This is a genomic window from Pseudoalteromonas sp. Isolate6 (assembly GCF_022398435.1).
GTDB classification, from domain to species: Bacteria; Pseudomonadota; Gammaproteobacteria; order Enterobacterales; family Alteromonadaceae; genus Pseudoalteromonas; species Pseudoalteromonas galatheae.
Window position 1 is genome coordinate 1 of sequence record NZ_JAKEVK010000107.1, and the last position, 15,497, is coordinate 15,497.

Sequence of the window (15,497 nt, forward strand, 5' to 3'; positions counted from 1 at the left end):
AGCTCGGTGAGCCGTACCGTGACCGCCGATAACTCCGGTAACTGGACGCTAAGCGGGAGTGAGCTGGATGTCAGTGGTTTAAATAATGGCACGCTGACTGTCTCGGCAACTCAGGCAGATAGCGCAGGTAACACTTCCACCGCTGCGACGCAAACGATTACGCTAGACAATGCGGCGCCTTCTGCGATAACCATCACCACGCCAATTGAAACCGATGGACTCGTGAATGCGGCTGAAGATAATGATGTGCTGATTGTCGGCTCCGGCGCGGAGGCGGGCAATAGTGTGACGGTGACCATCACGGATAACAACAGCTCGGTGAGCCGTACCGTGACCGCCGATAACTCCGGTAACTGGACGCTAAGCGGGAGTGAGTTAGATGTCAGCGGTTTAAATAATGGCACACTTACAGTATCTGCGACGCAAGCGGATAGCGCAGGTAACACCTCTACCGCTGCGACGCAAACGATTACGCTAGACAATGCAGCGCCTTCTGCGGTGACCATCACCACGCCAATTGAAACCGATGGACTCGTGAATGCCGAAGAAGATAATGATGTCTTAATTGCAGGCTCCGGCGCGGAGGCGGGCAACAGCGTGACCGTGACCATCACGGACAACAACAGCTCGGTGAGTCGTACCGTGACTGCCGATAACTCCGGTAATTGGACGCTAAGTGGGAGTGAGCTGGATGTCAGCGGTTTAAATAATGGCACGCTGACTGTCTCGGCAACTCAGGTGGATAGCGCAGGTAACACCTCTACTGCAGCCACCCAAACCATAACGCTGGATAATTCGGCACCAAGCGGTATTTCAGCTACGATTGACCAAGACTTGATCAATGCAGGAAATGAGACTGCGTTTAGCTTCACCTTAACAGGTTTGGAATCTACGGGTAGCTTTACTTATGAAATCTCAGACGGCAGCAGCTCTGTATCTAGCGCAAGTGCAACCGCTATTACGGGAACCACTCAGCAAGAGACCGGCATTAATGTCACCTCATTAAATGAAGGGACGTTGACGTTATCTGTTACCGTGGCTGACGACGCAGGGAATGAAGCAAATGTAGTAACAGATACGGTGATTAAAAAGTATAATGTTGCACCTGTTTTGTCAGGGACACCAGCAACAACTGTAGATGAAGACAGTGAATACGATTTTACGCCGACTCTGGCTGACTCAGATACTGGTGATACTCATACCTTTAGCATTACGAATAAGCCAAATTGGGCAACGTTTGATACGCAAACAGGTAAGCTTTCCGGTACGCCAGATGACTCTCATGTTGGCACGACCACGGATATTGAAATCTCGGTAAGTGATGGTACAGACAGCGATACGCTCAGCGCATTTAATATTGAAGTCGTTAATACCAATGATGCACCAACTGGGCAAAATACTAGCTTTACCATAGATGAAGGTGCGACATTATCACGCGACTTAAATAACGGTTTACTTTCGCTTGCAAGCGACGATGATCTTGATTCCAGCGATAGTCTAACGGTAGTGAAAGACACCGATCCACAATACGGTACGTTGACCCTCAATACTGACGGTAGCTTTAGCTATGTTCATGGGGGGAGTGAGAACCACACCGATAGCTTCACCTATCATATTGAAGACAGCGTTAATGCCAGCTCGCCTGTGTACACTGTAACAATCAATATGAATGCGGTTGAAGACGCTCCAACGGCTGTGAATGACACCCTTACTACACTTGAAGACGCGTCTAATTCGGTGAATGTGCTTACCAATGATAGTGACCCTGAAAACAACATGGTTGCTTCGTCAGTCTCCATTAAAACTCAGCCGACGAAAGGGCAATTAAGCGTTAGTAATGGGGTCGTCACCTTTACACCTACCGCTAATGCAAATGGTTCGGATTCATTTACTTATACGGTTAAAGACTCGACTCAGGCTGAATCAAATGAGGCAACGGTTAGTATTACCATAACACCTGTAAATGACTTACCAGTCGCGGCTAACTTTACACCAAACATAGACGAAGACACGCCAACCTCAGCTTTGACCGTTAGAACAAGTGCAACAGATGTTGAAGATACCAACCCAACTGGGGTTATTGCGCTTGAGTCGCAGCCAAGCAAGGGGCAAGCGGCAATAGACCTGAGTAATGGCACCATTACTTATACGCCAAATGCCAATGAGACAGGAAATGATAGCTTTACTTACTCGATCCTTGACAGCGAAGGTGGGAAGTCCAATATTGCGACTATTTCCGTCAATATTGGTGCAGTAAATGACCGGCCTGTGGCTGGTAATGACACTGTAACAACAGATGAGGATACTGTTACAACATTGACGATCCTCGCAAACGATTCTGACGTTGAAGATCAAGGTTTTGATGGTTCGGATATTGCACTTGAAGATAAAGGCGACGGTGTCGGCAACTACGACCTTGCTACCGTCACGGTTGGCTCTGATGGTGTGCTCACTATCACACCAAAACAAGATCAAAATGGTACATTGACCTTCACTTACACCATTGAAGATAGTGAAGGGCTGCGCTCTGAACCAGCAACAGTTACAGTCAATATCACCGCAGTTAATGATGCACCAGTTGCAGTTAACAATACGGCTCAATTACTTGAAGATGGCAACATTGAGATAAACGTGTTGGGTAATGATACGGACGTAGATAGCCAGCTCAATGCCGCAAGCGTTGCAATTGTTAATCAGCCTCAAGGCGGTTCACTGCAAATACTAACGACAGGTAATATTGTTTATACGCCGAATGCGAATTTCTTTGGGAATGATAGCTTTACTTATACGGTACAAGATGCAGAAGGACTAGTATCTAACGCGGCGACAGTGAATATCACGGTGACACCGATAAATGATGCGCCAGTTATTTCAGGAGCACCTTCGACTTCTGTCAATGAAGATGTTGCATACAGTTTTACACCGACGGCGACGGATACCGACGGCGATAGCTTAACATTCAGTGTGGCGAATCTTCCAGTATGGGCAAGTTTCAGTGATACAACAGGCGCTATTACTGGTACGCCAAGTGAAGGACAAGACGGTACCTACAGCGGCATTGTAATTACGGTATCGGATGGTCAAGCTGATGCATCGTTACCTGCATTTAACATCGTGGTGAATGCCGTCAATGATGCACCGATCATCTCCGGTACTCCATCAACAAGTGTTAAACAAGACGAAGTATACAGTTTTACACCGACAGCATCTGATGTGGACTCTCAAGCATTGACATTCTCTGTGACCAACCTACCAGCTTGGGCAAGCTTTGATACGTCGTCTGGTAATTTGGCAGGTACGCCGACTAGAGAAGATGTAGGCACTTATAGCAACATCATCATCAGTGTCAGTGATGGAGTATTACAAGCAAGCTTGCCTGCATTTGAAATCAATGTTGAGCCGGTTAATGCTGCGCCGATTGCAAACAATATGCAAAGAAGCGTGCTTGAAGATGGGACTACGAGCTTCTCAGCTGAGGCTAGTGACCCCGACGGTGATGCATTGACGATGGAGTTGGTGTCACAGCCACAAAATGGTGTAGTTCAAATTCAAGGTACTGTGTTTAGCTACACACCATTGCCGAACTTTAATGGCTCTGATGTATTTACTTACACCGTGTCAGACGGTGAATTTAAGTCAAATACGGCTTCAGTTTCGATGACGGTCACTTCTGTAAATGATGCGCCTATTGCTGTGGATGACAGCTTCACCTTCGATGCTGTGGCTTCCAATCAGTATGTGCTTCCTGTCTTGAATAATGATAGTGATCCAGATGGTAGTGCGCTCAGAATTATCGGCGCTAAAGCTTCAATTGGTTCTGCATTCATAGCCAATAACACCTTAACTTATCAAGCTATACAAAACTCACAAGCACCAATTGTTGTAACTTATTTGATTGAGGATGATAGTAAAGCGAGAGCAAAGGCAAATGCGAGTATCACAATCAATGGCACGGGTTCGGGTAATGCGCCATCAATTACTGCTCCGAGCGATTTAACGGTGAACGCAACAGGCTTATTCACAAAAGTGAACCTTGGTACTGCAGTCGCATCAGATAGCGCAGGGAACCCATTACCGGTGTCGTTAGTAAGAGGAATACCTATTTTTGCACCTGGTAAACACATTGTTTATTGGCAAGCAACGGATAGTCAAGGGCAACAAGCCGTTGCGAGCCAGAATCTTAACGTCAATCCTCTGGTGTCACTGCAAAAAGATAGTAGAGTTGCAGAAGATCGCAGTCACTCGGTTAAGGTGTATCTAAATGGTCCAGCACCCAGTTACCCCGTAACCGTACCTTATACTGTTTCGGGTTCAGCGGATAGCAGTGATCATGACTTACAGTCGGGTGAAGTAGTAATAAACTCAGGCACCAGTGCGAGTATCAGCTTTAATATACTTGCTGATGGTATAAGCGAAGACAACGAAACTATTGTGATCTCCCTGAGTGACTCATTAAACAGAGGGGCTAAATCTACTTCGACAGTAACAATTGTTGAGCAGAATGTGGCGCCAAGTTTATCGGCAGTTGTGCAGCAAAATGGTGAAGAGCGAAGTTTAATTACCGCCTCTAATGAAGAAGTTACCATAGAAGCTGTGGTCACGGATCCTAATCCAAATGACATAGTAAATGTGAGTTGGCAGCCAGATACAGCGTTAGTTAATACATCGAATGATCCATTTATCTTTGCATTTAACCCTGCCAATATCCCTTCGGGTATTTATAAAGTAAGGGTTACGGCTGAAGATAATGCGACGCCAAGCCTGTCAACATCTCGCAATGTATTCATAGAGGTAGTTGAGTCTTTAGCGCCGTTGAGTGGAGAGGATAGTGACGGTGACTTAATTCCTGACGATCAAGAAGGCTATGCAGATGAGGATGAAGATGGTATTCCAGATTTCATGGATGCGATCACTGACTGTAATGTGGTGCAGGAACAAGCGTTAGAATCTAGCCAATTCTTGGTTGAAGGCGACCCAGGGGTATGTTTACGTAAAGGCGCTACTGTGCCACAAAATAATACGGGTGGTCTACAGCTGTTGGAGTCAGAGCTGCCTTCAGATCCAAATGCCAATAATGCGGGTGGATTGTTCGACTTTATTGCGACAGGCTTACCACAACCCGGTGATGTATATAGTATTGTTTTACCACAGCGTAAGCCTATTCCACTAAATGCGGTTTATCGCAAATTAATTGGTGGTGAATGGCGAGACTTTGTGGTTGGAGAAGGTAACGAGTTACTCTCGACTCAAGGTGAGCCAGGTTTCTGTCCACCTCCTGGAAGTAACGAATGGAGCGCAGGTCTTAGTGATGGTGATTGGTGTGTTCAACTACGTATAGTCGATGGTGGTCCAAATGATGACGATGGTATTGCCAATGGCAGTATTGTCGACCCAGGTGGCATCGCGGTACCAATTTCGAATAACGCACAGCCAGTGGCGAATGCTGACAGCGTGACAATTGTTTCTGGTCAAACAATTATAATTGACGTACTCGAAAACGATACAGACAGCGACAATGATACACTCACCATAACAGGGGCAAGTGTTGATTTCGGTGTTGTTAGTATCGAAAATAATCAATTGAACTACACGCCACCAGCTGCATTTATTGGTAACGCAACTATTCAATATAGCGTAACTGATGGGCAGGGAGGATCGAGTAATAGTACAGCGACAGTGTCTATTATCGCCAATCAACCACCGCAGGTTGCAAATGACACCGCGGTCTCAAATGGTGCGAAAATCATTATCGATGTACTTGCAAATGATAGCGATCCAGAAGGTGGGATTTTAAGCCTTGTTTCTGCAACGGCAAGCCAAGGTACTGTAGCGATTAATATTGACGGTACGCTGAGTTATACACCGAAAGCTGGATTTGAAGGTGTTGATACAATTAACTATGTTGTTAAAGATGAATTTGGAGCAACGGCTGAGGGGCAAGTGAGCGTCACAGTGTCAGTTAAACAAGTTACTTCTGTAACTAACAAGTCCTCAGGGACTATGGGAGGCATGTTGTTACTATTAATTAGTGCGGTGATATTGCGCCGTAAGAAATCAATAATACCAGCTTTTGCATTGGTGAGTACGAGCTGTTTATTAAGCACACAAGCACAGGCGAGTAATTGGCAATTGGAGGCGACACTTGGACAATCTACAGCAGACAGTGAAATTAGCGCTTCGGACTTAAACATTGTCAACTTAGATGAAGATAGTAGTAGTTGGTCAATAGGGGCATTTTATGAATTAATCCCGAATTGGCAAGTAGGACTTCGGTACATTGACCTTGGTCAAGGTAGTGTGGAGTTTACGGGGTTAAGTGCAGATCCTGAGCAAAGCCAAATGGCGTTGGCGCGCGTAGCTCCGGTTTTGCCTGAAGGTCCTGCTTTACAATTCAATTACTCAAAACCATTTGCAGATAAATTTGTTGGTAAAATGTTCTTGGGTGCGTTTAATTGGGATTATAAAATTAACAGCGTTCGGGATGGTCAATTCTCTACTCGTTACGAAGATAGTGGCACTAGCGGCTATATAGGCGGTGGTGTTCACTATCAACTCAGTGATGCATTGACACTAGGGGTAGATTTTAGCCACTACTTTATTTCTACCAATGATATAAACGACTTAGCACTTAATTTGAGCTATCGCTTTTAACCTCATAGTTTAGCGTTTATAAAATATAAAAGGGCCTCAATGTGCAATTGAAGCCCTTTTATATAAACCCTATTATCTTAAGATTTGGATAGTGAGCCTGGTTAAAGCACCATGTATATTATCCAACCGCCCAGCTGCCTTTTATGTGTAACAATGCTTTTGTGTCCGGTTGCCCTAAGATATCTGTATACCTTCAGGTAGGTCTGGGTTTCAAATGATAAATGCCTTTATAGCAGCCTATCTTAGCGCTTGCGTAAGCTCGCCTTGCCCGTATATAGGCAAGGCGAAAATTTTGCTATTTAGTTGTTCTAAATAAGAAGCTTTTAACACAGTTAGCGTCAGACTTGCGTCTTCAAATTGTGTAAGCATTCAGACTAGTAGGTATAATGTACAGCTTGTTGTTTTAAGTGTAGATTAGTTGAGTAAGATGGTTAACTCTTCAGATTCCTTTTCTTGAATGGCATGTATTGAGCTACCAGATTTAAATTGACTATCGACAGTGCCTTTCTTTGAGCGTGATAGGGTAATATGTGACTTACAAGACTTTTTCTTATTCAAATTATCTTTATGGAGCCCTTCGATACTTCCAAGTAAAATAGTGTAGCTGCCGTCACTATCATCTAACTCTACATAGCGACTGATTGATGAAGGATCACCTGTATTTGTAGTACAACTCGCATTAAAAAATAGGGTAAGGGTGGTATTTGGCTCATTTACGGGCTTCCACTCAACGACAATTCGGCTATCTTTGCGATATGTAGACGCGACTGGCGAATATAACAACACCTCTTCTGGTAAGAGTACTTTTGATGTTAGTGTCTTGTTTTCTTTGCTTCTTATTAATTCAAGTTTAAATTCAGTATTTTTAGTCGTTTGGCTAAAGTATCCTTGATAGTCAATATCTAAAATATCCTCATCCATCTCTAATACTTTTACTTCATTACCAACGGTGGCTTGCACTTTGTCACTGGGGCTAAGAATGATATTTGCGCCTATACTACTGCTTTTATTAAACTCAGTAACGACTCTAGCGCGCTTACCATTTGCAGTAAGTCGAATGTCTGCCCAAATTTTTTCGGTAGCGACAATATCTGAAGTGGTTGACTCACTAGAGCAGCCACTGGCTCCTAAAATAAACAGTAAACTTGTTAACCCATAAATGTATTTCATATCCTTTCCTTTGACAAAATATACTTTCACGTAGTGTAGACTTATAATTACGTTTCTAAAATAGGGTATAACAATTTATGACAATTTATAACAATCTGTGGTGCTCTAAAGTGAAAAGGGAACTTCCATGTTCCTAAATAAAAACGTTGTTATATTATTGCGTAACTATGAATAGATAATGGAGCTATCTGTTTGTACTCGTGGTGTTTATTGAATATCAGATAGCTTAAGTATATTTGACATCACTTCTTTACCGTCCACATCTTTTAAGCCGATTGTGATTGTGGGGTCTGAATGAGACCAATCAATGTCGATGAACCCATAGTTCACATCATGAGTAAACCCAGATACTCGGTGTTGATTTGGGCTGACTTGTTTCCACTCTTCTGTAAGCCCCGAGCTGGTGACTTCCCAAAAAGGGTAGCCTTGATGTACTACCTTCGAAATTTCACCCCAGTGTGTATCACCGCTAATCATGATAACACCACCAAGTTTTTCGCGCGTGATGAAGTTCAGAAGGCGTGCTCTATCAGCTGGGTAGTTGGCCCAAGCTTCCCAGCCCGTAAACTCGGGTAATAATTGCAAACTAGAGGCGATAATTCGAATGGCGGCAGGTTTTTTTAACTCAGACTGAAGCCATTGCCACTGCTGCTCACCGAGCATACTCGCGTTTAGAACTGGGCTATATGGTCCTCTATTTTCTGGCTTACGTTTGTTGTCGTACTCTGATTTTGATACTGACGTTAACGCCGGACGGTTCCATCTCAAGTCGGGCATAATGACACGAATGAGCTGATTTCCTTGGCCATATTCATACGAAGTATAAATTCCTGAGTCTCTAGTGCGTCTCAAAGAGTCTGCAGGTTCGTGCCAAAAGTCTAACATAACCTTTCGTGAGGCTTCTTTTTGAGAATATTCCAAACCTGCGTCATTTTCACCGTAGTCATGGTCGTCCCAAATAGCGATAACTTGAGATTGTTGTCGTAGTTCCTGTATACCTGCGTTTGCGTCAAGCTTTTCATATTTCTTCTTAAGCACATCCATATCCGTGGTGTCACCATAGATGTTGTCTCCGAGAAAGATAAATAGCTCGGGGTTCTCTTTATTAATTGCCGCTAATATAGGCATTGGTTTATCTTGATGAGAGCATGAACCAAAGCGGATTGTTGACAAAGAGGTTTGCTCATTGGCATACACCTTCATTGCAACAAACGCTATTAAAGGAAATAGCATGAGGCAAGTGAAACGCTTGCGCTTAGCGAGTTTAGGTCGTTTTAGTTTGATCATTGCGCTATGCCTTCAAGCGGTGGTGCTATCTTGGGATTAAAGGTAGAAGGGTTTTGTCCAAGTAATTGAAGCGCAGTCGCGGTAACTTGCGACAAGGTTTGCTCTTGCTTTGGGATCACTAATCCTTTGGCTTTTATCTTGGGTCCGATGGCTGCAAACCAAACTTGCTCAGAACCTACGATCCCCTCAGGCTGCTTCTCAAGCATGCGTGGATAGTTCTTTTCAATCGCTGCTTTTGATGAGTGGTGTCTCCAATCCTTACGACCCATGCCGCGGCCGTGATCGGTAGTAATGAGTAAATAGGTGTTGTTTTTGTATTGCGGAATTGCTTGTAAGGTTTGCCATAAGTCGGCCAATATTTTATCAGCACGGTGAATACCTTTGATGTACTCGTCGTAGTTTCCACCGTGCGCATAATCGTCTGGCTCGCCAAGTGCTAGCATCATCACTCTTGGTTTTTGGGTTTGAAGATAGGCTTTTGCATATTGATAAGTAAAGGCATCTAAGCGCACTGAGGACCAAGGACTTGGAACTTGCGCCTGTAATTCATTTAAAAATTGTAGTTTGGGGTTAGTGGTGTGCTTAGCAATTTCAAATCCAGCGTTTATATGCAATTTGCTCCTTTCACGATTGAAAATAGCAGGGAAAACATCCCAACTACCGAAAACAGCAAGATTTGGCTCGAAACCAGGCTGAGATTGTAGCCATTCTAAAAACGATATATTTGGGTTCGGTTTTTTGTCATTAGAGTCAATATTGGGATCGGCAATGCCAGTAATTACTTCGTTGTAACCCGGGTATGAAAAATACCATGGATTGGAAACTCGCATTGTTGAGTTTTGTTTTCTATCGCCGAGAATGACACCGTTTTCGACCACGTATTGCCATAAGAATGGCATTAACTTTTCACGGCTTTGCTGAGAGTTGTGCCCTTGAAAAAGTGCATTTAGCACTTTTGGAGCGCTTGTTGATTCTTTATCGTTGACTAACTGATTATCCAATCCGTAAAACACTTCTTGCCATCTAACACCATCTATTGTGACCAGAATAAGGTTCGGATCACTTTGCTTTGCTTGAGTAAATACACTAAAAGTGAGTATGAATAACCACATTGCACGCTTCATTTTATCTCCCAATCCACATTAGGGTATATCTGTGTAAAAAGGGCACCGAAGTGCCCTTATTTACTTGGCTTTATTATTAAAAAGTGAGCTTAAAGTTCACAGCAGCGGTGCGTGGAGCTCCTATCCATGCAGATTGACCAGCAATACCACCCAAATAACTTTCATCGGTTAGGTTATTGATAGTTAACCTCAGCTCCATATTTTCAACACCAGATAGCGGTGAATCAATCGCAACACCGGCATAAAAATCTGAAGTCATATAGCTATCGACTCTTTGAGTATTCTTCGCATCCATGTAACGTTCACCAACCCATTTCGTTGAAAGACCCGCGAAATATGGCCCCTCAGCCCAATCAATAGAAATAACAGCTAAATCTTCTGCAGAGCCAAATACTGTGTTACCCGCCGGGAAGTCATTCAAACCACCCGTGTAGATGGAATCGTTATATGTATATGATGCATAAATCCCCCAGCTGTTGGTTACATACCAAGTTGCAGAAGCTTCAAAACCGCTCGACTCGATACCACCAACATTCACATATGAACCATTAGTGCCAATCAGATAATCAATACCATCTGGTGAATCTGGAGCAATAAAACTAATGCGGTTATCAAACGTTACATCATAGTAGGTCAGGCTGGCATTAAATTCGGTAGATGAATACCTAAAACCTAAATCAATGTTTTCAGCAGTTTCAGGCTCGATTTGTTCAAGTGCAGAGGCTTCGCGTTCTAGTACGTTGTCTTTTATAGCTGCAAAGTTTTCGGCATAACCTGCAAATAACTCTAGGCCTTCGATTGGCATGGGGGCGACGATCCCTGCGCTTAGTAATGCGTCAGAGTCTGAGTCTAGTGCCACTTTTTGACCGCTAAACTTGTCGACACCTTCTAACTCGACCAAGAATTTCTTGGCACCAACACGCAATCGAGCCAGGCCAAAGTCTAATTCATCCTCAATGTAGAGCATGGTTGTATCGACATTAAACTCACGGCTATATTGGATCCAATATGGCGTATCATCAAAATTAGCAGAGACTCGAGCATCAATACGCTTGTGCCAATCTCGCCATTCTTCACGTTGGTAGTCTTCATACCAAAACCCTGCGCGAATGGTGTTATCCATATCGGCAATTTTGCCGTAGAAAGTAAAATCAGCATTGATCCCGAGACGGTCTTTACCGTAGTGCGTATGTCGATAAGAGCCTACCGGAATCGCGCCTGCACTATAACATGCCGGATCATACTCTTCGTCAGCACCACCGTATGGGAAAGTTAGGCTTGAGGTACATTTTGCATTTGGTTTTAGTGCTTTACCTTCTCTATCAACGAAGTAAATGCGTCCGATAGGACTACCGCCAGTATAAGGCGCAGTACCTGTTACTTCTGAATGAGGCTGATTTAATCCGTCGTTGTTGATATCAACTAAATAGGGAGGAACCCAATCACCACGACCTTCATTGGTGTGATAATAGACATTACTCGTTAGTGCCCAATTAGTTTGTTCATAGGTCGCTTCTATGTAGCCGAAAATGTTTTCGCGGTGCGTACGCCAGCCATTGCGATATACTTGGTCTATATGTGGAATGCCGGTGATGGTATCTGTCAGTCTATCCCATGCTGGATCGGCTTCAAATTGTTCTTGGCTTACACGTTGGTAGTTTGCTTCAACCACATCATCATAAGATGCATAAGCTTTTACTGTTAGCGGACCTTTTTGGTGTTTTATTTTAGCGGCTAAATGGTCGCGTTCATTATTAGCGACTTGTTGGATCCAGTCTGAGTTACTTGAGCTAGAAACGCTGATCCAAGCATAGGTATTCTCAATTATTTCACCGGTTTCATAACGAGCAAAGTACTTTTGCGCTACAAAGTCACCACTGGTGATAGAGAGCGTTAAGCCTTGTTTTTCAGTGGGATCGATGGTTGTGAAGTTAAGTGTACCACCCAATGCCTCATTAGATCGTGAGGCAATATCAGCGGTACCTTGAGATACTTGCACTGCGCCTAAATTTTCGGTATCGATGTAGCGGTTTGCTTTCGCACCACCACCATAGTTTGAATTACCATTAGCAATGCCATCAACCGTAATACCGATTTGTTGCTCGTCTAAACTCAGCTGAAAACCACGAATAGAAACGGTGGTCGACCAGTCGTCAGAACCAAAAGTATCTCCTTCGTTGATGAGAACACCAGGTAAATTATCAATAACAGCCAAAGCCGATGTCATAGCAGACTGTTGCTTGCTCATTTCGTCACTTGTTGCGTTATTTGCAAAGGAAACGCTTTGTCCAACAACCGTAACTTCTTCAATGACTTTATCGTCTTTACTCTCGTCATCGTTAGCATAGGCGTTAACTGCTAGGGTGGATAGTAGTGCGGTAGTGATCAGGTTTAGCTTGCGTTGCGTTTTCATAATTGTTCCAACTTCTAGGTTAATTGTGATCGCTGAAAGAGTCGGCGCAAGTATGGGGAGGTTTTATGACAATTCAGGCGACTTTTATTGAACGTTCAATTAATAAAAGTTTAAAGAATTAAGACATAGGCATATTTGTATTTTATTCGTGGGACGTAAGATCTACATTTGAGAGTGACTCTGAATAGCAATCAAAGGAAAAGCAGAGCTATTCACAACGAATAACTCGAGGATTAGTTGGGAACTAAATTAATTGGGCATTAGGAGCTGCCGAGTAAATCCAGCAGGTTTTACCCGAGCTTAGTGTTGCGGAAATGCGCTGATAGTCATCCACTTCGTATTCATCTGCATGAGCTAATTCAGCTTTAGTGATTAAAAAGACTGTGCCCTCGACTTCATCCTCTACATTACCCGTTGCGATCAAAATGGGATGAATATCTTTTTGGCTACTGATGATAACTGCAGGGTCCGTTATTTTAACTTGGCCAACTTTAAATCCACAAAGTACCGTTTTCTCGCCTTCTAATCGTCTGCCGAATGTATCTAGTTGCACTTGCTCCTGTTGCAATGTGCCGTACGAAAATAATGCTTGCATCACTTAATTCTAATCCATTGTTTTTCCGCTGGGTCTCAGTCTAAGCTGAGTTATTTTTTCTATCAATCAAGATCTTGCGGTCTACCCATATCGGGCTGACTATAATCGCATACGCCTTTTGGATAAATTTGTTTAAGTGTGGTGAGTTGTGTTGAGATATCTACATCCCCGTAGAGCCCTTTGGCAAGGGCCGCTTCAATCGATATTTTATGACACTTAAATATATCACCAGCCCAGTTTGCACCAGCTTGAATTCTGCTGGTAGAAAACATCGGATATCTGGCGGTACAAGTTCCTTGCGGCTGGTTATTCCAGATACCATTAAATACAGCTTTGCCGCTGGCGATGACTTTACCTTGTTCGTCGAAACACGTATCAGCAAGTGTCTTCGGTTTTGCGTCTGCAACGGATAAATTTGGCTGTGCTTTGAGGTTGAGTAACCACTCATCCATTTTTTCAAATGCGAGTTGAGTTGGATTAAACGCTTGATGTGCGACCCAAATTACTTGGTTCTCTGGGTTTGAATCTGCGGCGGACATTCTCAATCGAGTATAAAATGAAGCAGACATATGATGCATATCTAGCTCATTCTCAAGGTAATGTCTGGCATCAATAATAGGGATATCAACCTTGCCAATAAATACCTGTCCAGAGCGATATGCTTTTTCCATCGCCGCAAGGCTGCCACTGTGCCTCGGTGCTATACCATTGTCATCTGGCGTGGTGATATTATGATTACCCCAAAGCGTTAGCCAAATAGGTACCTTATGGCCAAATGGCAATACAATTTCTTCTTGTTGCATCTGGTTTTGGGGCTTCCATCCACCTATTTTTTTGTTGATATCAATAAATTCAGCCATCGTGATCTGCTGAGCCTTTAATGCTTCAAGTCCGTATTGAACACCTTCGTTATCCCAAGTGCTTAGTCCTAAGCCTGATTGGTCTGTGCCAAATACGTTAGCCATGTCCTGCCAGTAACTCCAGTTTGTTTTCTCTACTACCTCATCCTCAAAAAAGGCCCTTAAAAACCCTTGCCTCGGATTATTAATAAAAGTAGATAATCCAAAGTAGCCATTGATACACTCGCTATTGCCATCAGGAAAGGAGGGTACAAACCCTGACATTAATTGGTTTAGTGGCTGCAAAAAACCAGCTCTTTGCGGAAAGTCGTTGATTGCATTCATGCCTTCAATATGACGGCGGCGGGTCCAATCATGCCATGCTTTTCTGTCGTCGGCTCTAAAAGTAAAGTAGTTATTTAGTAAATCACAATCTAACGCGTAAGTGGTTTGGGTGATCATATCAGGGTAACTATAAAGTGGGATAAGGCCATCTAAGATCCCTTGGCTATTTTGTGCAATCAAATATTGTGCGAGTCCACCGCCAGAGCCACCAATTCCGACCGTATAGAGCGGCTCTCCGTACAAACTAGTGAATTGCTTTTTCACCCGCCTTGCGGTGTCTTCAGCCAGTAGCATATTGTAGGTGTAGCTGGTTTTATTGCCACTAGAGCTTATGACCGCATAGCCAAGCCTTAACTGCTCAAGCTGTCTATCTATCACACGCTCCGGTTTTTGCCTGCCTTGCCTAAAGCCAATTCCAGAGCCACCATTAAATTGGTAGATAAGTCGGTTATTCCATTGAGACTTTGCGTATCTATCACCCACTTCGTCAACTGTAATTGGCATGACGATAGTGTAAATGAAGCGATTTATAGTGCCTTGCTCAACCCGTAACAGTAAGCTTGTGTCTATCGCTTTATTTCTTTCGTCTAGCGGCTTGATTTGGTTGTCAGAAGTTATCGCAAAGTAGCGTAACCGCGTTTTTGCCATACAATCTTTACTAAAACCAAGTACTTGGTTTGATTGCTCATCCATCACCGGCACACCGAGCCCCGCGTGGTTATCTATTTCTGGTTGATCAAGGCCAGAGTCCAGAGTCATACAGTAAAAAGGATATTGGTTAGGGCCAGAGTATAGATTGGTACTAGGACCAATATCTCCTATCGCAATTGGAAATACGAAGGTATCGACGGGCCTGTTAACTTTCGAAATATGCGGATAAAACTCAAGAATAGGATTGTTTGCACCGATTGCTACGCTTTCTACACTGTATATTTTTTCTTGCTCACTCGTTAGCCAAAACCAATAGCAACAAGCGCCAAGAGCAATCAAAGATAAGAATGCGGTGAGCCAAGAAAATAAGGATTTCATACGAGCTCCTTCGAGTGCGAGGCAAATGGATAAACAGATATTAT

7 protein-coding genes are annotated in these 15,497 nt (G+C 43.5%); 1 reads left to right on the forward strand and 6 read right to left on the reverse strand.

Annotated features, from left to right (window positions below; translation table 11 throughout):
* Positions 1-18 precede the first annotated feature (18 nt).
* A complete protein-coding gene (locus L1D50_RS14460) occupies positions 19-6,651 on the forward strand; it encodes an Ig-like domain-containing protein (protein ID WP_239966280.1) in 6,633 nt (2,210 codons plus the stop codon).
* Positions 6,652-7,065: 414 nt separating this feature from the next.
* Here the strand turns inward: L1D50_RS14460 and L1D50_RS14465 are convergent, their stop codons facing one another.
* The 6 genes from L1D50_RS14465 to L1D50_RS14490 form a co-directional block, all read right to left on the reverse strand.
* Entirely contained in the window at positions 7,066-7,821 is a 756-nt protein-coding gene (locus L1D50_RS14465) for a hypothetical protein (RefSeq protein ID WP_128725759.1), read from the reverse strand.
* 207 nt (positions 7,822-8,028) lie between these two features.
* Positions 8,029-9,108: an alkaline phosphatase D family protein gene (locus L1D50_RS14470; RefSeq protein ID WP_138524758.1), complete on the reverse strand. Its 1,080-nt coding sequence runs from the start codon at positions 9,106-9,108 to the stop codon at positions 8,029-8,031.
* A complete protein-coding gene (locus L1D50_RS14475; protein ID WP_138524756.1) occupies positions 9,105-10,232 on the reverse strand; it encodes an alkaline phosphatase family protein in 1,128 nt (375 codons plus the stop codon). Before L1D50_RS14475 ends, L1D50_RS14470 begins: the two co-directional genes overlap by 4 nt.
* A gap of 76 nt (positions 10,233-10,308) precedes the next feature.
* Entirely contained in the window at positions 10,309-12,645 is a 2,337-nt protein-coding gene (locus L1D50_RS14480) for a TonB-dependent receptor (RefSeq protein ID WP_138524754.1), read from the reverse strand.
* Between the two features lie 244 nt (positions 12,646-12,889).
* Positions 12,890-13,240, reverse strand: a complete 351-nt coding sequence (locus tag L1D50_RS14485; RefSeq protein WP_209319200.1) for a gamma-glutamylcyclotransferase family protein — start codon at positions 13,238-13,240, stop codon at positions 12,890-12,892.
* Positions 13,241-13,302: 62 nt separating this feature from the next.
* Complete coding sequence (locus L1D50_RS14490) at positions 13,303-15,453, reverse strand: DUF6351 family protein (protein ID WP_239966281.1); 2,151 nt, start codon at positions 15,451-15,453, stop codon at positions 13,303-13,305.
* Between the last annotated feature and the right edge of the window lie 44 nt (positions 15,454-15,497).